This is a genomic window from Streptococcus sp. SS-4456 (assembly GCF_036680365.1).
GTDB lineage: Bacteria > Bacillota > Bacilli > Lactobacillales > Streptococcaceae > Streptococcus.
In genome coordinates this window covers 1-20,454 of record NZ_JAVIHI010000022.1, presented here as the reverse complement: position 1 = coordinate 20,454, position 20,454 = coordinate 1, and the positions used below count along the sequence as shown (strand labels likewise).

19 protein-coding genes are annotated in these 20,454 nt (G+C 42.3%); 5 read left to right on the top strand and 14 right to left on the bottom strand.

Annotated features, from left to right (window positions below; all coding sequences use genetic code 11):
- Nucleotides 1-12 precede the first annotated feature (12 nt).
- The 3 genes from pheA to aroA are packed head-to-tail and all read right to left on the bottom strand — an operon-like array spanning nt 13 to nt 2,611.
- Complete coding sequence (gene pheA / locus RFK25_RS07280) at nt 13-840, bottom strand: prephenate dehydratase (RefSeq protein ID WP_332412643.1); 828 nt, start codon at nt 838-840, stop codon at nt 13-15.
- Nucleotides 831-1,322 carry a shikimate kinase gene (locus tag RFK25_RS07275; protein ID WP_332412642.1) on the bottom strand — a complete coding sequence of 164 codons (492 nt, stop codon included), beginning with the start codon at nt 1,320-1,322 and terminating at the stop codon, nt 831-833. Before RFK25_RS07275 ends, pheA begins: the two co-directional genes overlap by 10 nt.
- 8 nt (nt 1,323-1,330) lie before the next feature.
- Nucleotides 1,331-2,611: a 3-phosphoshikimate 1-carboxyvinyltransferase gene (gene aroA / locus RFK25_RS07270; RefSeq protein WP_332412640.1), complete on the bottom strand. Its 1,281-nt coding sequence runs from the start codon at nt 2,609-2,611 to the stop codon at nt 1,331-1,333.
- A 229-nt stretch (nt 2,612-2,840) separates the two neighbouring features.
- Between aroA and RFK25_RS07265 the strand changes: the two genes are divergently transcribed.
- From RFK25_RS07265 to aroB, 4 genes are read left to right on the top strand one after another with little or no spacing between them, the layout of a single operon-like run.
- Nucleotides 2,841-3,863, top strand: a complete 1,023-nt coding sequence (locus tag RFK25_RS07265) for a 3-deoxy-7-phosphoheptulonate synthase (RefSeq protein ID WP_332412666.1) — start codon at nt 2,841-2,843, stop codon at nt 3,861-3,863.
- Between the two features lie 9 nt (nt 3,864-3,872).
- Nucleotides 3,873-4,898 carry a 3-deoxy-7-phosphoheptulonate synthase gene (locus RFK25_RS07260; RefSeq protein ID WP_332412638.1) on the top strand — a complete coding sequence of 342 codons (1,026 nt, stop codon included), beginning with the start codon at nt 3,873-3,875 and terminating at the stop codon, nt 4,896-4,898.
- A gap of 48 nt (nt 4,899-4,946) precedes the next feature.
- On the top strand, nt 4,947-5,816 hold the full coding sequence (locus tag RFK25_RS07255) for a shikimate dehydrogenase (RefSeq protein WP_332412636.1): 870 nt from the start codon (nt 4,947-4,949) through the stop codon (nt 5,814-5,816).
- 12 nt (nt 5,817-5,828) lie between these two features.
- Nucleotides 5,829-6,896: a 3-dehydroquinate synthase gene (gene aroB / locus RFK25_RS07250; RefSeq protein ID WP_332412634.1), complete on the top strand. Its 1,068-nt coding sequence runs from the start codon at nt 5,829-5,831 to the stop codon at nt 6,894-6,896.
- Nucleotides 6,897-6,939: 43 nt separating this feature from the next.
- Here aroB and RFK25_RS07245 read toward each other — a convergent pair whose 3' ends face one another.
- From RFK25_RS07245 to RFK25_RS07195, 11 genes are all read right to left on the bottom strand, one after another.
- Entirely contained in the window at nt 6,940-7,740 is an 801-nt protein-coding gene (locus RFK25_RS07245; protein WP_248051595.1) for an ABC transporter ATP-binding protein, read from the bottom strand.
- Between the two features lie 9 nt (nt 7,741-7,749).
- Entirely contained in the window at nt 7,750-8,643 is an 894-nt protein-coding gene (locus RFK25_RS07240; RefSeq protein WP_332412630.1) for an ABC transporter permease, read from the bottom strand.
- Between the two features lie 50 nt (nt 8,644-8,693).
- Nucleotides 8,694-9,668 carry an ABC transporter substrate-binding protein gene (locus RFK25_RS07235; protein ID WP_332412628.1) on the bottom strand — a complete coding sequence of 325 codons (975 nt, stop codon included), beginning with the start codon at nt 9,666-9,668 and terminating at the stop codon, nt 8,694-8,696.
- Nucleotides 9,669-9,689: 21 nt separating this feature from the next.
- Complete coding sequence (locus tag RFK25_RS07230; RefSeq protein ID WP_332412625.1) at nt 9,690-10,649, bottom strand: ABC transporter substrate-binding protein; 960 nt, start codon at nt 10,647-10,649, stop codon at nt 9,690-9,692.
- Nucleotides 10,650-11,083: 434 nt separating this feature from the next.
- A complete protein-coding gene (lacD, locus tag RFK25_RS07225) occupies nt 11,084-12,085 on the bottom strand; it encodes a tagatose-bisphosphate aldolase (RefSeq protein ID WP_332412623.1) in 1,002 nt (333 codons plus the stop codon).
- A gap of 74 nt (nt 12,086-12,159) precedes the next feature.
- Complete coding sequence (gene nagA, locus RFK25_RS07220; RefSeq protein WP_332412621.1) at nt 12,160-13,308, bottom strand: N-acetylglucosamine-6-phosphate deacetylase; 1,149 nt, start codon at nt 13,306-13,308, stop codon at nt 12,160-12,162.
- A 139-nt stretch (nt 13,309-13,447) separates the two neighbouring features.
- Nucleotides 13,448-13,786 (bottom strand): YlbF/YmcA family competence regulator, encoded by a 339-nt coding sequence (locus RFK25_RS07215; RefSeq protein WP_332412618.1) that lies wholly within the window; start codon nt 13,784-13,786, stop codon nt 13,448-13,450.
- Between the two features lie 12 nt (nt 13,787-13,798).
- A complete protein-coding gene (locus tag RFK25_RS07210; protein WP_332412616.1) occupies nt 13,799-14,902 on the bottom strand; it encodes a prephenate dehydrogenase in 1,104 nt (367 codons plus the stop codon).
- Nucleotides 14,903-14,909: 7 nt separating this feature from the next.
- Nucleotides 14,910-16,076, bottom strand: coding sequence for a chorismate synthase (gene aroC / locus RFK25_RS07205; protein ID WP_332412614.1), 1,167 nt, complete (start codon nt 16,074-16,076; stop codon nt 14,910-14,912).
- A gap of 2 nt (nt 16,077-16,078) precedes the next feature.
- Complete coding sequence (aroD, locus tag RFK25_RS07200; RefSeq protein ID WP_332412612.1) at nt 16,079-16,753, bottom strand: type I 3-dehydroquinate dehydratase; 675 nt, start codon at nt 16,751-16,753, stop codon at nt 16,079-16,081.
- Nucleotides 16,750-17,913, bottom strand: a complete 1,164-nt coding sequence (locus RFK25_RS07195; protein ID WP_332412609.1) for a class I SAM-dependent rRNA methyltransferase — start codon at nt 17,911-17,913, stop codon at nt 16,750-16,752. Before RFK25_RS07195 ends, aroD begins: the two co-directional genes overlap by 4 nt.
- Before the next feature lie 114 nt (nt 17,914-18,027).
- Here RFK25_RS07195 and RFK25_RS07190 point away from each other — a divergent pair, with 114 nt between their 5' ends.
- Nucleotides 18,028-20,226 carry an LTA synthase family protein gene (locus RFK25_RS07190; RefSeq protein ID WP_332412607.1) on the top strand — a complete coding sequence of 733 codons (2,199 nt, stop codon included), beginning with the start codon at nt 18,028-18,030 and terminating at the stop codon, nt 20,224-20,226.
- Nucleotides 20,227-20,454: the final 228 nt, after the last annotated feature.

The following is a 20,454-nucleotide window of genomic DNA, read 5'->3' as shown; positions in this document are numbered from 1 at the left end:
TTCATCTTTATCCTAACTAGCTAGGTACACTTGATAATTACCTAGTATTTTACATGATATTTCTAAAGTCGTCAATTCTTGTAGTGAAAATTGCAGTAAGTCTTCCGAATGATTTTCAACATCTAAAATGAAAAAATATTCACCCAATGCTGTTTTCAATGGTCGGCTTTCAATTTTTGTCAAACTAATCCCTCTCCATGAAAAAACAGACATGGCTTTGTAAAGAGCACCTGGCAAATTATCAGGTAAGGTCAAGGCAAGGCTGACTTTCTTCGTAACTTCTTGGAGTTCAATCTTAGGATTTTCCTTCCCTAAAATCCAAAATCGTGTAAAATTCTCACTAATTTCCTGGATATCCTTGGCAATGACTTCCAAGTCATATTCAACCGCTGCAGCCTGTGGCGCAATTGCAGCATACGGCTGTTCAGGATGCTCCGCTACAAAGCGTGCTGCGTAGGCGGTACTGGCTGTCACTTCAATCCGAGCGTGTGGAAAATGTTCAAGTAGGTATTTCTTCCCTTGTGCAATAGCCTGGGGATGAGAATAAATGACCTCAATTTCCTTATGAGGTGCTGTCGCTAGTAATTGCTGGGCAATAGGCTGAACAATTTCGGCTACTGCATGAATTTCCGCCTGATGAAATAGGTAATCAATAGTCTCGTGGACACTACCCTCAATAGAGTTTTCAACTGGAATAACAGAATAGACAACCTGCCCTGTTTCATAGGCTTTAATCACTTCTGTTATAGTTCCAAATGCCTGCAAATCAGCATTCGGAAAGGCCTGTTGCGCAACCTGATGCGTAAAGGACCCTCGTGGTCCTAAATATGCTACTTGCATAGAATCTTCCTTGCTACTTGTTCTGGAGTAAGTTGGTCTGTATTGATAATGGTAGCTGCCAATCCTTGATAAAGGGTCATGCGTTCTTGATAGATAGTTTCAAATTCTTCCTTGCTATTCTGCAAAAAAAGCGGGCGTTTGGATTGACTATCCTGGCTAATTCGCTCATAGGCAACCTCAAATGAAGCAGTCAATAGAACATTATTAGCCTTATTTTCTAATAGCAACTGTCGGTTGAACTCTGATTTGACCACACCACCACCAGTCGATACAAGACAGTCAGCAGGCAAATCCAATAATTCTTTCAAGACTTCCGTTTCAACTTTACGAAAAGCAGCTTCTCCTTCGAGCTTGAAATAATCAGCGATGGTCATGCCAATCCGTTCTTCAATAATTTGGTCCATATCGTAAACAGGGAGGTCCAACAAACGTGCTGTGGTTGATTTTCCAACTCCCATAAATCCAAGTAAAACGATTGGCATCTCTTCTCCTAGTCTATCAAACTATTTAAGTGATCAAAGAAGGCTGGATAGCTAGTATTGATAGCCTCCGCTCTCTCTAACTCAACTTCTCCATCCTGAGCCAAAAGGGCCGCAATGGCCGTCATCATACCAATACGATGGTCACCGAAGGTGTTAACAGTCGCACCATGCAAGGCAGTCGGACCATGAATAATCATACCATCATCTGTCGGCTCAATCTTGGCTCCCATGCTATTAAGGGCATCGGCCACCACTTGGATACGGTCTGTTTCCTTGACTTTCAATTCTTCAGCATCTCGGATGACCGTTATCCCATTTGCCTGTGTGGCTAAAAGCGCAATAATTGGCAACTCATCAATCAAACGAGGAATGAGGTCGCCAGCAATCTCCGTAGCCTTCAAGTCAGAAGTTTCCACCGTAATAGTGGCTGATTTAGCGAGTTCATCAATATCTGACAAGGTCATCTGACCACCCATAGCTTTAATGACATCAAGAATGCCTGTACGGGTTTCATTGATACCGACATTCTCAAGGACGATTTTTGAACCTGGTACTACCAAGCCAGCTACCAGCCAAAAGGCAGCACTGGAAATATCACCCGGCACCGTAATCTCTTGGGCCGTAAATTCCTGACCACCTTGGATACGGATTTCTTTGCCATTGACAGTCAACTCACCGCCAAACTGAACAATCATATCTTCCGTGTGGTTACGGGTCAGCTCTTTTTCTACGATGACACTTTCCCCTTCAGCCTGTAAGGCTGCAAATAGTAGAGCAGACTTGACTTGAGCCGATGCTACAGGGAGTTGGTAGTGGATTGCTTGTAAATTCTTGGTTCCTTTGATTGTCAATGGAGGCAAATCTCGATCGGTCTGTCCTGAAATCTCCACACCCATTTGGCTAAGAGGAATAGTCACACGATCCATAGGACGTTTAGACAGTGAATCATCACCAAACATAGTCGCTTCAAAGTCTTGACCTGCTAAAACGCCAGAAATCAAGCGGATAGATGTCCCTGAGTTGCCCATATCCAAGTGATTTTTTGGAGCTTGAAGACCTTCAAAACCAACACCATGTACTTCTACAATGTCACCATTATCTTCAATTTTTACACCCAAATCACGAAAGACCTGCATGGTGGATAAGACATCCTCTCCACGCAAGATATCATGTACTCTTGTAACACCTTTTGCCAGAGAACCAAAAATAATCGACCGGTGGCTGATTGATTTATCCCCCGGAACTCGAATACTACCTTGTAATTTTTCTATATTTGTCCTTAATTTCATAACCCCTACCTCGAAATAGTGTTAGACCTATTCTATCATATTTACTGAATATTTTCAGATTTTTTTGGCAATTTCTATCTAAAATAAATATATAGAGAAAACCCATAAAAGATTTATGAATGAATTTTCGGAGTTCACTGCGATTTTATCAAATGTACCTTAATTTAAGTTTAAAATTCCTAAAAATCATGCTATAATTAAGAAATATACTAATCGAAAGAGGACTTCTATATTGTTTACACCAATCAGTGAAAAAATTGACATCAATCAAGTTCGAGAGCATTCTAAATTATCTCCAGAAACTCTTGCTAAAAAACAAGCCCGTGACCGCGAGCTTGAAGCGATTCTAAAGGGAGAAGATGACCGTCTTCTCTTGGTTATCGGCCCATGTTCTTCTGACAATGAAGAGGCAGTTTTAGACTATGCTCATCGCCTAGCTAAACTTCAAGAAGAAGTCAAAGATAAAATTTTCATGGTCATGCGGGTCTACACAGCCAAGCCTCGTACAAATGGCGATGGCTACAAGGGCCTCATGCACCAACCTGATACAGATGCAGCACCAAGTCTGATCAACGGTATCAAGGCTGTACGTAATTTGCACTACCGCGTCATCACCGAAACGGGTTTGACTACAGCCGACGAGATGCTTTATCCAGAAAACCTGCCATTGGTTGACGATTTGGTTTCTTACATTGCCGTTGGTGCTCGTTCTGTTGAAAACCAACAACACCGCTTTGTTGCTTCAGGTATTGACGTTCCAACTGGCCTTAAAAACCCAACATCCGGTAACCTCAAAGTCATGTTTAATGGTATTTTTGCAGCTCAGAAGAAACAATCCTTCCTCTTTAACAATACTGAGGTCGAAACCTCTGGCAACCCGCTTGCTCACGTTATCCTTCGTGGTGCTGTCAATGAAAATGGGAAGTATTTGCCAAACTACTACTACGACAATCTCTTGGAAACCATTGACCTCTATGATCAGTTTGGTTTGAAAAATCCATTCATCATCATCGATACCAACCATGATAACTCTGGCAAAAATTTTCTGGAGCAAATCCGAATCGTTCGCCAAACCCTTATCAACCGTGACTGGAACGAAGCCATCCGCAAGTATGTTCGCGGCTTCATGATTGAATCCTACATCGAAGATGGCCGCCAAGATAATCCAGATATTTATGGTAAATCCATTACAGACCCATGCTTAGGCTGGGAAAAAACGCAAGAACTCATCCGAGAAATCCACAGTAGATAGGAAAAGATTATGGGAATTCACAAACGCAGCACCAGTCTAGATATTGATAAAGTAAAAGAACTCTCCAAGTTAGAAGGTGAATTTTTAGCCGCTAAAAACCAACGTGATGAAGAATTAAAAGGCATCATCCGTGGTGAAGATGACCGCCTGCTCTTGGTCATTGGTCCGTGTTCTTCTGACAATGAAGAAGCAGTTTTAGAATACGCCAATCGCTTATCCAAGCTTCAAGATGAAGTCAAAGATAAAATCTTCATGGTCATGCGGGTTTATACCGCCAAACCACGCACTAACGGAGAAGGCTATAAGGGCCTGGTTCATCAGCCAGATACATCTAAATTACCAGACCTTATCAATGGCATCGCCGCTGTTCGCAATCTGCACTACCGTGTCATCACAGAAACAGGTCTAACAACAGCCGACGAGATGCTCTACTCTGCCAACTATCCACTAGTGGAAGATTTAGTGTCCTATCACGCTATCGGAGCCCGCTCTGTTGAAGATCAAGAGCACCGTTTTGTAGCCTCCGGTATTGATATGCCGACGGGTATGAAAAACCCTACTTCTGGCAATCTTAAAGTCATGTTCAACGGTATCTACGCCGCCCAAAACAAACAAAACTTTATCTATCGTGATGCCGAAGTCGATACAGACGGCAATCCACTTGCCCATGCTATTTTACGCGGTGCCTCGACCGAACAAGGTACTTATGAGCCAAACTACTATTACGATATTCTCTTGAAAACCATCAAACAGTATGAAGAATTTGGGCTAGACAATCCATTTATCGTGATTGACACCAACCACGATAATTCTGGGAAAAATTACCTGGAACAAATCCGTATTGTCCGTCAGACTCTCATCAACAGAGCTTGGAACGAATCCATTCGCAAGTACGTTCGCGGCTTCATGATTGAATCCTACTTGGAAGACGGCCGTCAGGACAGCCCTGAAGTATTTGGGAAATCCATTACCGACCCTTGTTTAGGCTGGGACAAAACGGAAGCACTTATCCGTGAAATCCACCAGACCCTGTAAAATACCCACTAAACCTTAGCATTGAAAGATTAGAATTGGAGGAAAGTTATGACTATAGATGGATATACTCGTCTAGCAGCTGTTGTGGCCAAGCCTATCAAGCACTCTATTTCCCCCTTCATACATAATCTGGCTTTTAAGGAAACAGGTGTAAATGGAGTATACGTCGCTTGGGAAATACCAGAGGAAGACTTGGCAGTCACTCTTGACAATATCAAACGCTATGACATGTTTGGTATCAATTTGTCCATGCCCTACAAACAAGCCGTCATTCCCTACCTTGATGACCTAACACCATCAGCTCGCTTAATTGGAGCAGTTAATACCGTTATTCACACAGACGGTAAACTAATCGGACACAATACCGATGGAATTGGATTTTTCAAGAGTTTGGAAAGACTAAAAGGCTTTCAAGTTAAGAACAAGCGACTAACCATCCTAGGAGGTGGCGGTGCATCTACTGCTATCATGTCCCAGGCTGCTCTGGATGGCGCCAAAGAAATCACCATTTTCTGTCGCCGACAAAGCCTGGAACGAACACAGACAAGTGTAGCACCTATTGCACAAACTACTGGTGTTCCTATGCAGGTTCTGGCCAACGAAGACAGCCAAATAATTCAAAAAGAAATTACTCAATCAGACTTGCTGATCAATGGAACAAGTGTCGGTATGGATGGTGTTTCTCTTCCCATTCCTGCCAACCTAGAATTTCCAGAACAACTCTTGGTTGCGGACATTATTTACCAACCATTTGAAACACCCTTATTAAAACTAGCCCAGTCACAAGGCAATCCAACCATCAACGGATTAGGCATGCTTCTCTTTCAAGCAGCCGAGGCCTTCCAATCCTGGACTGGAAAGGAAATGCCGACTGACATGATTTGGGACCAATTAGTCCAGAAATACGACATCAACTAGAGAGGAAACCGGATGAAACTAACCGTCAATCTTCCCAACAATCCCTACGATATCCTCATTGAAAGAGGAAGTTTAGCACAGGCAGGTTCCTGGGTCAAAGGGCTCTGGAAAACTCAGAAAATCGCCATCATCACAGATGACCACGTCGGTTCACTCTATGCTGAAATAGTACAGTCTAGTCTGGAAGCGGCTGGTTTTGAAACCATTGTCTTTGCATTTCCAGAAGGCGAAGCCTCAAAAAATCTTGATACTGTCAATCAAGCCTACGAATTTCTCGTACAGCATGGCATGACCCGAAGTGACGGCATTATCGCCCTCGGAGGCGGTGTAGTTGGCGATTTGGCTGGCTTTGTCGCGTCAACTTATATGCGTGGCATCCACTTTCTCCAAATTCCAACCAGCTTGACTGCCCAGGTTGATTCCTCTATCGGGGGAAAAACTGGCGTCAATACCCCATTTGCCAAGAACATGGTAGGTACCTTCTGCCAGCCAGACGGAGTACTCATTGATCCTGATACCCTCAATACCCTTGGCAAACGTGAATTGATTGAAGGAATGGGTGAGGTGGTTAAATACGGCCTTATAGATGATGTGGAACTCTGGGAAAAACTAGCTCAACTAGACGGATCTGTCGAAAGCATTTTAGAACACGCTGACTATATCATCTACCATTCCTGCGAAGTCAAACGCAAGGTCGTTGTCGAGGATGAATTGGACAATGGTGTCAGACTCTATCTCAACTTCGGTCACACGATTGGACATGCCATTGAAGCGACTGCTGGTTACGGCCAAGTCATGCACGGTGAAGCTGTTGCCATCGGTATGGTTCAGATAGCACGTGTAGCTGAGATAAAAGGACTCATGCCAGCTGGTATCACTAAAAAAATCATTGCCATGTGTGAAAAATTCGGACTACCAACTGCACACCAACCATGGAATATCGATGAATTATTCACAGCCTTAACCCGTGATAAGAAGGCGCGAGGCAAGTCCATCAAACTAGTCATCGTTTCACAATTAGGTCAGGCAGCCATCCATCAAATTCCGATGGAAGAAATGCTAGAATTTCTACAACCATAAGAAAAAAGACTACTGACTTGCATGAAATCAGTAGTCTTATTTTTTACAAAATCATCTCATCGTCAGTTAGCTTTTCACCGCTGTTTTTGTAGAAGAGGTCCATCAAGTTTTGAACAGTCAAGTTCTTTTTCTCTTCTCCAGCTACATCGACAACAATCTGACCACGGTGCAACATGACCAAACGATTTCCATATTCGATGGCATTTTCCATGTTGTGCGTAATCATAAGGGCTGTCAATTGATGACTTTCCACGATTTTCTTGGTCAATTCCATAACCATGTCGCTGGTTTTTGGATCCAGGGCAGCAGTATGTTCATCCAAAAGTAGAACCTTTGGTTTCACAAGCGAAGCCATCATCAGGGTCAAGGCCTGACGTTGACCACCTGATAGGAACTGCGTATCCACTTTCATACGGTCTTCCAAGCCCAAGCCAAGCTCTTTTAATGCTTCTTTGAAAATAGCCCGTTCGCTGTCTTTTACACCCCAACCAAGTCCACGAGATAAACCACGGCGGTAGGCAATGGCCATGTTTTCTTCAATGGTCAAGCGAGAGGCGGTTCCCATTTTCGGATCTTGGAATACTCGACTAATGTCCTTAGAGCGTTTGGCTGCTGATACATGCTTAATGGATTTACCTTCAAGCAAAATATCGCCCGAATCAACCGTCAAAGCACCAGCTAGTGAGTTCATGAAAGTTGATTTACCTGCACCATTACCACCGATAATGGAAATGAAATCACCTTCTTTCACATCTAGGTTCAACCCACGAAGAACATGGTTCTCATTGACAGTTCCTGCTTCGAAGGTTTTATGAATATTTTGTATAGATAAAATAGTTTTCATGACTTCCTCCTAAGCATTTCCGTTCAATTTTGGTCGACGAATGTTGAGCTTCTTCTGCAATTCTGGCACATAAAGGACTGTTGCCAAAAGAATAGCCGAGAAGAGTTTTACAAGGTCTGCATCCATGCCTGGAATTTCCAAAATTGCAAGGATAATCAAACGGTAAACAACTGCCCCCAGTACAACAGACAGCAATCTCCAACCCAAGCGCAAGTTGCGTAAAATTACTTCTGCAATAATAACAGAGGCTAGACCGATAACAATGGTACCTGTACCAGAGTTCAAATCCGCATAGCCATTGTTTTGTGTCAACAAAGCGCCACAGAGGGCAATCAGACCATTTGACATCATATAGCCATAGATTTTCATATTGTCAACGTTGATACCATTGGCCTCACTCATTGGGATGTTGTCTCCGGTTGATCGAATAGCCAAACCAATTTGCGTATTCAATAAAAGAGTAAGTAGGCCTACAACTGCTAGTACAAAGACAAGACCGATAATCAGGACGGCATTTGTTTTGGTCAAACCAAATTCCTGCAATTGAGTTACTAAGGTTTCTTGTTTTAGTAGGGCCACATTGGCCTTACCTAAAATTTTCAAATTGATAGAGTAGAGACCTGTCAAAGTGACGATACCTGTCAAAAGAGCTGGAATTTTCAGTTTTGTATGAAGCAAACCTGAAACTAAACCTGCTCCCATGCCTGCGACCATTGCCAAGAACGTTGAAAGCAGAGGATTCACTCCATTAACAATCCCTGTTGCACAGACTGCAGCACCGAGGGGATAAGACCCCTCCGCTGTCATATCTGCGATATCTAAAATACGAAATGTCAGATAAACACCAATCGCCATGACCGACCAGAGCAGGCCTTGCGAAATGCTTGATAAAATAATATCCACAATTTTCTCCTTATTTGATAAAAGTAAAACTAGGTTCTATTTTACCACTTTTATTCTGTTACTGAAAGTTTAGAAGTATCAATGCCTAGTTTCTCAGCCATTTCTTCATTGACATGAAGGCTAACTGTTTCAGGGTATTCTACAGCTGTTTCTGACACTTCTGTACCTTCAATAATCTTAATGGCCATTTTGGCTGTTTGACGTCCGAGTGCCTCATAGTTTGTGCCATAAGTCAAGAGTCCACCTTCGTCCACCATATCTGTTGAACCACCGATGACAGGAACCTTATGCTCCACAGACAATTCACCAATCATTGTCATGGTTGAAGCGATAGTATTGTCTGTTGGAATGAATAGGGCATCTACATCCTTCATCAAGCTTGTAGTCGCATCTTGCACTTCATTAGTCGAAGTGATTCCTTTTACCACTACCTTGTAACCAGCTTTTTCAAGCAATTCCTTGGCTTGTTCAACCTGAACTTCTGAGTTCCGTTCGCTAGTAGTGTACAAAATACCTACTGTCTTAGCTTCTGGAACAGCTTGACCCAGCAATTCAACTTGTTTATCAATAGGAGCCTGGTCAGATGTACCTGTCAATAAACCGCCTGGTTTTTCAATAGATTCAACCAAATCAGCCGAAAGCGGATCTGTAACTGCAGTAAAAACAATTGGCGTTTCCGTTGACACTGTTGCTAAACTTTGAGCAGAAGGCGTTGCAATGGCGAGGACTAAATCATTTCCCCCAACCAATTGTTCTGAAATTGTTTGAAGGTTGGCCTGGTCACCTTGGGCATTTTGATAATCCAAGACCAATTTTTCACCTTCCTTGTAGCCATTAGCTTCCAGTTCATCTACAAATCCTTCACGCGCTGCTGTCAATGACTCGTGCTCCATATACTGAAGGACACCAACTTTAACTGCTTCAGAAGAGGCTTGTTCTGAAGTAGATGAACAAGCTGCAAGAGTCAAAGCTGCTACACTTACCAATGAAACACTTGCCAATTTTTTTACTAGCTTATTATACATATAATCCAATCTCCTAACTGTTTATTCTTCTAGTGATTTAATGGTTGCTGCATCAATACCAACAGCATTTGCCATTTCTTCGTTAACTGTAATCGCTGCTGAGTTTGGTTTTTCAACTGCTAAATCAGCAGGCTTTTCTCCTTCCAAAATCTTAACGGCCAATTCTCCGGCTTGCACACCGATTGCATGGTAGTCAACACCGTAGGTAAAGAGTGCTGCATCAATAACCGCCGCGTCAGAACCCATAGCTGGAACCTTTGCTTCTTTCAAAACATCACCAATAGTTGAAGCAGTTGAGGCAACAGTGTTATCCGTTGGAAGGTAGATGGCATCTACTTTTCCAGCTAGGGATGTAATGGCTTGCTGAACATCGTTTGTCGTCGTAACAGTTGTTACTTCTACTTTTACACCTTTTGCTTCGAGTGCTTTTTTTGCCTGCTCAGCTTGAACTTCCGAGTTTACCTCACTTGAATTGTAGAAAATACCGACTGTTTTCGCAGTTGGAACGACCTTGAGCAACATCTCAATCTGGCCTTCCACATCCGTTGCATCGATTGAACCGGTCATAGTCCCACCTGGGGCTTCTAGGGATTCCACCAAGCCTGCTTCAACTGGATCCGTTACAGCTGTAAAGACACTTGGTGTTTCAGCATCCGCATTTAGCATAGCCTGAGCAGCAGGAGTTGCAATCGCAAAGTTAATATCATTGTTGCCTGCTAACTTTTCAACCATAGTTTGCAGGTTAGCTTGATCACCTTGTGAATTCTGCAAATCGATAGTTAGGTTTTCACCTTCATTATAACCTGCTTCTGCCAAGGCTTCTACGAAACCTTCACGAGCCGCTGTCAATGCTTCATGCTCGGCATATTGAATAACACCAATATTAACTGAGTTTGAATCTGATGAATTAGAACTACATGCAGCCAAGGTAATTGCTGATAAGAGTGTTACTGAACTAAGAATAATTTTTTTAAATCCCATGATTTATCTCCTTTTTATATATAAAAAATGAACAAGAAAGGACCGCTTAGACTACACTCTAAACGGTCCCATATTTCAACTGTATATGAAAACAGAAGGAATTACTGTGCCATTTAGATGTATCATCTATGGGGCACACGTCAAAACAGCTACAGCCACATAGATACAAACTTTACGTTCCCGTGTTTGCATCCATGTTTACCATGTATACAAACACTATCTAAAATAGCCGTAGAAATAAGTATGATTAGCTGAATGATTTTGACACATTAGTAACATTTCTGTTTTCCTTTCTGATGTTTTTTTATTCTTACTTATCTTAATTCATTTTCAAGCATTTGTCAACAAAAATTGCTTAAATTTTCAGATTTTTCAACTTTTTTAACAAATTTCATGAAAAATAGGAATTGCGCAATGCCCAATTCCTGAATTTATTATTTAACTTCTACTTTTTCTGTCCAAGGACGAGCAGTTGTTGCAAGCACTTCGTTAAGTTCTTCAACGTTGCGACGGCCTTGGTCAGCCAACCAAGCTTTAGCTGCTTCTTCCCCTTCGCTTGCAAAGATTGCTACTGCATCCTTCCAAGTCGCACGTCCACAAAGAACACCGTTAAAGCTTGAACCAGCTTCTTTAGCAAAGACAAGGGTTTCTTGGAAGAGTTTCGCAGACACACCAGCACTCAAATAGATGAATGGCAAGTGGGTACTTTCTGTTTGCTCCTTGAAGAAGGCCTTGGCTTCCTCAACTGTGTAGACTGGATCTTCATCTGTGTAGCCTTCTACAAAGTTCATATTAACTGGTACTTCTACCTTAAGCACATCTGCATTGTAGCGTGGCTTGCTGAATTCACGCATAGCACCATTTACCTTGTGTGGTTTGAGGGCTGCGTATTCACGAGAGGTTACATCCATGTCGCTGGCATCGTAAGTCAAGATTTCAACGAAGTAAGGAATATCTTCTGCGATACACTCGCTACCAATGCGTTCTACCCAAGCGTGTTTGATGTCGTTGATTTCTGGCTTATCATCTACATCATAGTAAAGCAAGATTTTCACGGCATCCGCACCCAATTCTTTGATGCGTTTGGCAGACCAGTTTGGCAAAAGGTCTGGCAAACGACCTGGAGTTGAGGCATCGTAACCTGTTTTTTCATAAGCTGCGATGAAGCCACAATCTGCATGGCGCAATTCTGAAGCTGGAACTCCGTATTCAGCGTCCAAGAGAATGGAACTTGCATACGGCGTCAAATCGCTTGAGATGACTTTTTTGAAATCAATCAAAATATCATCTCCAAATTCGCCACCACCTGCTGCCGCAGCCAAAAGGCGTTTCAATGCACCACGTTGGTCAATAGCTAGGGCTGCAATGACTTTGTCGCTGTTTGATAAGCGTGTCATATGGTCAAATTTAGCCTGAGAAAGTTGTAATTTTGTCATTAGATTCCTCCTGGAAAATAGTATTACCAATTAAGTTGCTGTTGATATACAACTAGCAATTTAGAAGCCTTTAACTAATTTTCAAATCGTTTCACACCGTCTAAGTAGGTTGCTTGCAATCTTCCTGCATCATCGACGACGATAAAGTCTGCTGCCCGTCCTTCTGCAATCTGACCACAAACATGATCAATGTTGACAGAGCGAGCTGGTGCCAAAGATGCCATTCGAAGGGCGTCCGGCAGGGAAACCAAGCCCCATTCAACCACATGCTGAACAGCCTGGATCAACTCTAGAATGGAGCCTGCCAAGCTGCCATTGTGCTTGAGGCGGGCTGTGCCGTCTTTGACAATGACTTCAAATTCTCCTAGTCGAGAATTTCCTTCACCCATGCCTCCTGCTCGCATACAGTCCGTAATCAATACAGTTTCTTCTGCGCCACGCGCCTTGACAACAATTTCTGCTGCCGCTGGATGAACATGGTGACCATCACAAATCATTTCTGCAAACACATTTTTTAAATTCAAGGCTGCGCCAACCATTCCTGGCTCGCGATGATGTAGACCACTCATACCATTGTAAACATGTACGAAAATATTGGCTCCTGCATCAACAGCTGCTTTGGCTTGCGCATAGGTCGCATCACTATGGGCAAGAGCTGTATGAATGGCCTTGCTATTTGCAAATTCGATAAATTCTGTCACACCTTCACGCTCGGGCGCAATGGCAATTTTATTGACCAACCCCTTGGATAGCTGGTGCCATTTATCCAATTTTTCAATCGATGGATCGCTCATATACTTAGGATTTTGTGCTCCCTTGTATTTCTCTGTGAAGAAGGGACCTTCTAAGAAAATACCTTGAATTTTAGCACCTGTTTCTTGCCCTGCATAAGTTCCAATGGTTTCACAGACGGCATCTAAATTTTCAGTAGAATCTGTCAAGGTTGTTGGCAACCAAGAAGTTACCCCACAAGATAAGAGGCCTTCTGAAATGACCTTGATGCCTTCAAAATCATTGTCCATGACATCGTGGGATGCATAGCCATGAATGTGGGTATCCACCAAACCTGCTGCCAGATGATAGTCGGAATAGTCGATAATATCCCCTTCAGGCTTTTCTGTCAGAATTTTACCAAAGGTACCTATATCTGTTAGTTCGAGATAGGCATTCTCTACCTCAGTATCCTTCAAAATAATAGACTTAGCATATATATACTTAGACACGTCCTATCTCCTTAATTCAATATAATATTTCTATATACTGGTTATAACCATATACTAATTGTAGTATATACCAATTTTTCCATAATGTCAAGTAATGTCCAATTTTTCAAACAAAAATACAGCCTTTCGGCTGTACTCTCTATAACAATTCATTCAAGGGTTTGAAAATAATACGTTCCAAATCAGCTACGTAAGCTGCCAACTGTTGTTGTTTTGTAAAATATTCAACCAAAATTGGATTGGCTTGAACCTTCTTATTGAAATCCAACATGGATTTTTGATCTTCCTCAGTTGGAATCTCACCCGCTTGTAATTTTTCCTGAATACCTTTTTGGAAGGCGATATAGCTCTCCAAAATTTCTTTGGCCTCTGGATTTCCTTCAACGGAAACTTTGACTGCTTCTACCGCCTTATATTCAGACAGGTTACGGATAGCACGTTCCAATTCATTTGCAATATCATAGATATTTGTTGACATAAACTTTCTCCTTTAATCATGGTTAATTTGGTAGTTGGTCTGGATCCGCAATCGCTGCGAAGCCTCCTCCAAATTCTCTTTTGTTTTAAACGTAATTTGTAATATACCGTGAATATCTTCACGGTTCTCTTCATTGATTCGGATATTGACAATGGAAATTCCACGTAGAACCTCCAAAACCTTCAAAATCGTATCTTCCTCATCGGGAACGCTAAGGAATAAATCATAGAAGGAATCCACCCCAGCTCGCTTATGAATTTCCATAGCTTTGCGGGTTTGACGTCCTTTTTCAAAGAATTCCCAGATAGCCTCTTTATCACCAGACTTTAGAACCGTTGAAATTTGGCTCAATCGATCTTTAAATTCCTCAATTCGATCCAAAATCGCTTCTGGATTGGTCATGAGAATGCTGGTCCACATCCCTGGCTCGCTCTCAGCAATTCGCGTCATATCACGAAAACCACCTGCCGCAAAATTGTTTGTGAAAGGATGCTCTTTAGCATAGTCACCAGCCTGATTCATTAAACTCGAGGCTAAGACATGTGGAAAATGGGAAATTTGACTAGTTACCCTATCATGCTCTACCGCATCAATTTGCACAAAGCGGGCACCTGTTCCAGACAGTAAATCTGTCAATCTAGGTACAGCATCTGCCCTTGTAGCCTGACAGGGGGTCATGATAAAGTAGGCATTTTCAAACAAGTGTAAATCTGCAGCGGCAGCACCTGACTTGTGACTCCCTGCCATGGGATGGCCACCAAGGAAATTGATTTGTTTAGGTAAGAAAAATCGCTCTGCTGCAGCCACAATAGCTGACTTAGTCGAGCCTGCATCTGAAATCAGAACTCCTTCTTTCAGCTTCATGTAACTTAAGTCTTCTATCAAATCAAGTGAGACCTGAATGGGAACACATAGCAAAATCACATCTGCTTGACCAGCTAGTTCAGCTAGATTATCCGATAGCTCATCAACCATCTGTCTTTCTATGGCTATACTTGCTGATACTTGATTGGGTTCATAACCTAAGAGATGATAATCTGGGTGTTGTTTGCGGATACAGAGGGCTAGAGAACTTCCAATCAGTCCTAGACCGACTATCAAAATAGTTTTTTTCATTGTCGACCTAGAAATTTCTAACATAGTCACGGTGACTTGATACTGCAGCCTTTAATTCTTCCATGTTATCAGAAGAGAATTTCTCCAAGATTTCTGTTGCAATGGTCGTAGCAACTACAGATTCCATAACCACACCAGCTGCTGGAAGAGCCGTTGGGTCAGAACGCTCCACAGTCGCCTTATACGGCTCATGCGTGTCAATATCAACGGACATCAAAGGTTTATATAGGGTTGGAATTGGTTTCATCACACCTCGGATTACCAATGGTTCTCCATTTGTCATACCACCTTCAAAACCACCGAGATTGTTGGTTCTGCGTGTATAGCCCTCTTGCTCAGACCAAAGAATTTCATCCATGACCTGACTACCTTTCAAGTAACCCGCTTGGAAGCCGACACCAAATTCTGCACCTTTAAAGGCATTGATAGACACAACTGCCTGAGCCAACTTAGCATCCAATTTCTTATCCCATTGAACATAGGAACCTAAACCAACAGGTACACCGCCAACAATGGTTTCGACGACACCACCAATGGTATCCCCATCACGCTTGATTTGGTCAATATAAGCCTTGATTTCCTCTTCACGTTCCTGGTTAACGATGGAAACTTCAGACTTGGCTGCACGCTCTTTAATTTCTGCGACTGTTAAGCCATCTGGAACATCGATTTCCTTACCACCGAAAACGACAACGTGGTTAGCAATTTCAATATCCAGCTCCGCCAAAATTCGTTTGGCGACGGCACCGACTGCCACTCGCATGGTGGTTTCACGCGCACTAGAACGCTCCAAGGAATTTCGCAAATCATCAAAGCGGTATTTCATCCCACCAACCAAGTCAGCATGACCCGGACGAGGATGTCTGATACGACGCTTGCTTTTCAGCTTATCTTCAATGTCCTCTACAGCCATAATATCCAACCACTTTTGATGATCTTTATTGGTCACATTAAGTGTAATTGGCGCTCCAGTTGTCTTACCATGACGCACACCGGCTGTAATCTCGACACGGTCAGTTTCGATTTGCATACGGCTTCCACGACCATAGCCACCTTGACGACGTTTCAAGTCCGCATTGATATCTTCTGCAGTTAAAGGAAGACCAGCTGGAACTCCCTCGATGATGGCTGTTAAGCGTGGTCCATGGGACTCACCAGCTGTTAAATAACGCATATTTAATTCTCCAAAATTTCCAAAAACTTACGTGTATTGGCCAAAGACATCTGTCCTGGAGCCGATACTTCATCCAAACTTGCAAAGGTCCAACAAGAACCAGTAATGACCCCTGCAATCCGTGTGATTTTTCCTAGCTCACCCATGGCAATGGTCGCAAAGGTCTGTTCAGCATTTAAGGTCTTGAAGCCACGAGTATAGTTCATAACATCCAAGACATCCTGCTCACTCTTTGCCAAGACTGCCATTTTAACTACTGCTGGCGAAAGGCTGGTCAATTCAGACATGATTTCCAAATAGTTAGCAGGTGTTTCATCAAAATTATGATAACTCAAAACAAGATTTGGAAACTCCAACATCTGTTCAAAAACTGACTGATAGGAATAATATTCAAAATCAATGTAGTCTGGCTGATAGAGGGCAGCCACTTCCTTAATCAAGTTCACATATTCCTGATCTGCCAAGTCCAAATAGCCACCCTCACGGGTCGTTCGAACTGTAAAAATCACTTCCTTGCCATTGCATTTTTCAAAAATGGCAGGAGCTACTCTTAGAATATCCTCTTTTGGAAGGTAATCCGCTCTCCACTCAATGAGATCTGCTTCTGCTAATCTCCCCACATCAAGAGCCTCTACTTCTTCCAAATTTCTAGGCATAATAGGTACTACTATTCTCATTTTTCTACCCTTATCGTAAAGACCTTGAGGTAATTACTACTTTCATCATTTTTATTGATTGTAAAATCGGCTGGTAGGCGATAGGTCGCAGCATAGCTATGCTCTTGCGGCCCAAAACCTTTTTCAATCTGTTTACGGAATTTCTCAACCGTAACATTGGCTGCATTGGTTGATGCAATGATTACTCCATTTGGATTTAAAATCTCTAAGGACTGAGAAATTAGTTTGTGGTAATCCTTAGCTACCGAAAATGTCTGCTTTTTATTACGGGCAAAGCTGGGTGGGTCCAAGACAATGACATCATAGCTCAATCCCTTGCGCTTAGCATACTTGAAATATTCAAAGACATCCATGACCACAAAGTGATGATGATCTAATTCTATACCATTAACCTTAAAATGAGCTTTAGAAAGTTCACGCGATCGCTTGGCTAAGTCAACCGAAGTTGTTTCCACTGCCCCACCAATAGCGGCAGCAATTGAGAAGGCTGCTGTGTAGGAAAACATGTTGAGCAGTGATTTTCCAGCCGCCAGTCCATCTACTAAGGAACCGCGGACTTCATGTTGGTCCAGAAAAATACCCGTCATCAAGCCGTCGTTCATGAAAACTTGATAGGCAACTCCATTCTCTAAAACAGTGAAATTTTCCGGGGCCTCTTGTCCGTATAGAAAGGCTGACTCATAGTCCAAGCCCTTAAAACGGATTTTCTCATAGGCACCCTTCACCTCTGGAAAGACCTCTTGGAAGGCAGTAATAATCATATCTTTCCTCGAATAGATAAAGGTATTATACCAGGAAAAAACTGCATATGTATCATACAAGTCAACCGTCAAACCACCGAAATCGTCCCCATCTTGATTGAACAAACGAAAGGCAGTGGTTAAGTCAGACTGGTAAAAATAATGTCGCTTCTGTCGTGCTTTCCTGAACAGGTTCACAAAGAAGCTTTCTGTCACTTCTTCTTTGGAGCGACTATACAGCCAGCCAATCCCCTTATTTTGAGGAGAAAGATAAGCTGCTCCAAGATACTTTCCAGCTTCAGAAACCAGGTCAACAAGCCTATCTTCTGTCACAGAAAAACCTGAAAAATCAGCACTATCTAGGAGTTGAATGCCCCTGTTAATCTTCTGCTCTACAATTCGATTTACCTTTATTTTCATATATTTATTATAACACGATTTTGCATATATTCCAAAAAAACTCCAAACTTTGAGGCTTATTTTAAAATTATGGTATAATGAACTGAGATTTAGAAAGGACCATGAGGTGTATTTGTGAAAAAAATAATTGACTATGTCAAAGAGTTTTCCAAAACTCGGTTTGGCTTCGTCCTCCTACTTCTAGTGATGTATTGGCTCAAGACCCTCTGGGCCTACTACGTTGATTTTAGCTTAGATTTACAAGGATTGTTTCAGCATTTTATTGCCATTCTCAATCCCTTACCAATCGCTCTACTCTTAATAGGACTGGCCCTATACGCCAAACAGACTAAACTATTTTACGTACTGGCCAGCGGCCTCTATCTCCTGCTCTTCGCCTGGCTGTTTTCCAACGCTGTTTACTACCGAGAATTTTCAGACTACATTTCCATCTCAACCATGATGGCAACATCTAGTGTTTCTGCAGGTCTTGGTGAAGCAGCAATCAAGCTATTTCGGCCCTGGGATCTGGTTTATTTTCTAGACTTTATCGCTTTTGGCGTCCTTCTCTATCAAAAAAATGTCAATTGGGATAAACAGCCTTTCTATCCAAAGGCTAGCTTTGCTGTAACAGCATTCTCAACCCTGCTCTTCTCCATCAATCTATTTTTGGCTGAAGTTGATCGACCTGAATTATTGACACGAGGTTTTTCAAATACCTATATCGTCAGAGCCTTGGGTTTGCCAGCCTTTTTAGGTTATAATGCTCATCAGACCTATACAGCCCATAAGGATCGCTCAGGAGCCAATCCAAGTGACCTTGAACCCATTAAACAGTACGTTGAGGAACACTATGCCCAGCCCAATGATAACTATTTCGGCATTGCCAAGGGACGCAACGTCATCTATCTCCATCTTGAAAGCCTGCAACAATTTGTCATTGATTACAAGCTAAAGGTAAATGGAGCAGAGTATGAAGTAACCCCCTTCCTCAATTCCCTCTATCATTCCAACTCTACTCTAGCTTTCTCCAATTTCTTCAATCAAGTCAAGGCGGGTAAAACATCCGATGCTGAAACCATGATTGAAACCTCCTTATTTGGATTAAACCAAGGCTCATTCATGGTTCAGTATGGCGGAAGCAATACCCAGCAAGCAGCACCTTATATCCTATCTCAGAACGGTGGCTACACATCTGCTGTCTTCCACGGTAATTCGGCTAGTTTTTGGAATAGGAATAACACCTACAAACAATGGGGATACAACTATTTCTTTGACCAATCCTACTTTTCCGAAGCGACAGAAGAAAACTCTTTCCAGTATGGTTTAAATGATAAAATCATGTTTGCAGATTCCATCAAATATTTGGAACGGATGCAGCAACCATTTTATGCCAAGTTCATCACCGTATCCAACCACTATCCTTATACCACTAGCTTGATTGGCGATGAGAAAGGATTTCCACTGGCCAATACAGATGATGAAACCATCAACGGCTACTTTGCTACTGCCAATTATTTGGATACATCCATCAAGTCCTTCTTCGACTATTTGAAGGCGACTGGTTTATATGAAAATTCAGTTATCGTCCTCTACGGCGACCATTATGGAATATCTAATTCACGCAATCCAGATTTGGCTCCACTCTTGAATAAAGACCCTCAAACCTGGACAGAGTTTGACAATGCCATGCTCCAACGCGTCCCTTATATGATTGTGGTGCCAGGTATGACCACGGGAGGCATTTTCAATACCTTTGGCGGAGAAATCGATGCCCTCCCAACACTCGAACACCTGCTAGGCATAAAAGCAAATAATTTCTTACAGGTCGGTCAGGATTTATTGTCACCTCAAAACAAGCAAATCGTGGCTCTCCGAACAGAAGGAAGTTTTATCACACCCAAATACACCAGTTATGCAGGTAAGATTTACTATACCGAAACAGGGATTGAAATTACCAATCCTGACGAAACCACCCAAAAGGAAATTGATGTGATCAAGGAAGCTGCAACTGCCCAATTAGTAGCGAGTGATGCCATTCAAACAGGCGACCTCATCCGCTTCTTTGACAATGGTCTGCCAGCCCTAGATGCTAGCAAATACAACTACATTGATTCCTTGGTAGCTGAGATTGCCATCGAAACGGAGCTGGGCGACCAATCTACCAGCCTTTACAGTAAGAAGGGAAACCAATCTACGATAGACCTCTTCAAAGCACCAACCTATCTTGAATTAAATGGTAGCTCTTCAAGCAGTACAACAAGCTCTGATGCACAAAATAATACGGCAACGAGTACAGAAACCAGTACAGCATCCAGTTCTTCAAACGAATAGAAGGAGCAATTATCAACAAAAGCCATGGTAATATCCCAAACAAAAGGGAATACCATGGCTTTTAAAAATTCCACTATTCCATTTTCTCCAAATGTCAAAACATTCCTAATATACCTACCTTAGCTATTTGATTGACTGTAACCGCCCAATAACAAGGTATCTATCCACTCATTCCTTACTCCAGTATACTGTTATAAAAAACAAACTGGAGGATTCATTATGTCTCAG

Excerpts from the sequence above, each read along its gene's own strand:
- pheA (WP_332412643.1), bottom strand. The coding sequence starts at position 840 with ATGCAAGTAGCATATTTAGGACCACGAGGGTCCTTTACGCATCAGGTT.
- RFK25_RS07275 (WP_332412642.1), bottom strand. The coding sequence starts at position 1,322 with ATGCCAATCGTTTTACTTGGATTTATGGGAGTTGGAAAATCAACCACA.
- aroA (WP_332412640.1), bottom strand. The coding sequence starts at position 2,611 with ATGAAATTAAGGACAAATATAGAAAAATTACAAGGTAGTATTCGAGTT.
- RFK25_RS07260 (WP_332412638.1), top strand. The coding sequence starts at position 3,873 with ATGGGAATTCACAAACGCAGCACCAGTCTAGATATTGATAAAGTAAAA.
- RFK25_RS07255 (WP_332412636.1), top strand. The coding sequence starts at position 4,947 with ATGACTATAGATGGATATACTCGTCTAGCAGCTGTTGTGGCCAAGCCT.
- aroB (WP_332412634.1), top strand. The coding sequence starts at position 5,829 with ATGAAACTAACCGTCAATCTTCCCAACAATCCCTACGATATCCTCATT.
- RFK25_RS07245 (WP_248051595.1), bottom strand. The coding sequence starts at position 7,740 with ATGAAAACTATTTTATCTATACAAAATATTCATAAAACCTTCGAAGCA.
- RFK25_RS07235 (WP_332412628.1), bottom strand. The coding sequence starts at position 9,668 with ATGTATAATAAGCTAGTAAAAAAATTGGCAAGTGTTTCATTGGTAAGT.
- RFK25_RS07230 (WP_332412625.1), bottom strand. The coding sequence starts at position 10,649 with ATGGGATTTAAAAAAATTATTCTTAGTTCAGTAACACTCTTATCAGCA.
- lacD (WP_332412623.1), bottom strand. The coding sequence starts at position 12,085 with ATGACAAAATTACAACTTTCTCAGGCTAAATTTGACCATATGACACGC.
- RFK25_RS07215 (WP_332412618.1), bottom strand. The coding sequence starts at position 13,786 with ATGTCAACAAATATCTATGATATTGCAAATGAATTGGAACGTGCTATC.
- RFK25_RS07210 (WP_332412616.1), bottom strand. The coding sequence starts at position 14,902 with ATGAAAAAAACTATTTTGATAGTCGGTCTAGGACTGATTGGAAGTTCT.
- aroC (WP_332412614.1), bottom strand. The coding sequence starts at position 16,076 with ATGCGTTATTTAACAGCTGGTGAGTCCCATGGACCACGCTTAACAGCC.
- aroD (WP_332412612.1), bottom strand. The coding sequence starts at position 16,753 with ATGAGAATAGTAGTACCTATTATGCCTAGAAATTTGGAAGAAGTAGAG.
- RFK25_RS07195 (WP_332412609.1), bottom strand. The coding sequence starts at position 17,913 with ATGAAAATAAAGGTAAATCGAATTGTAGAGCAGAAGATTAACAGGGGC.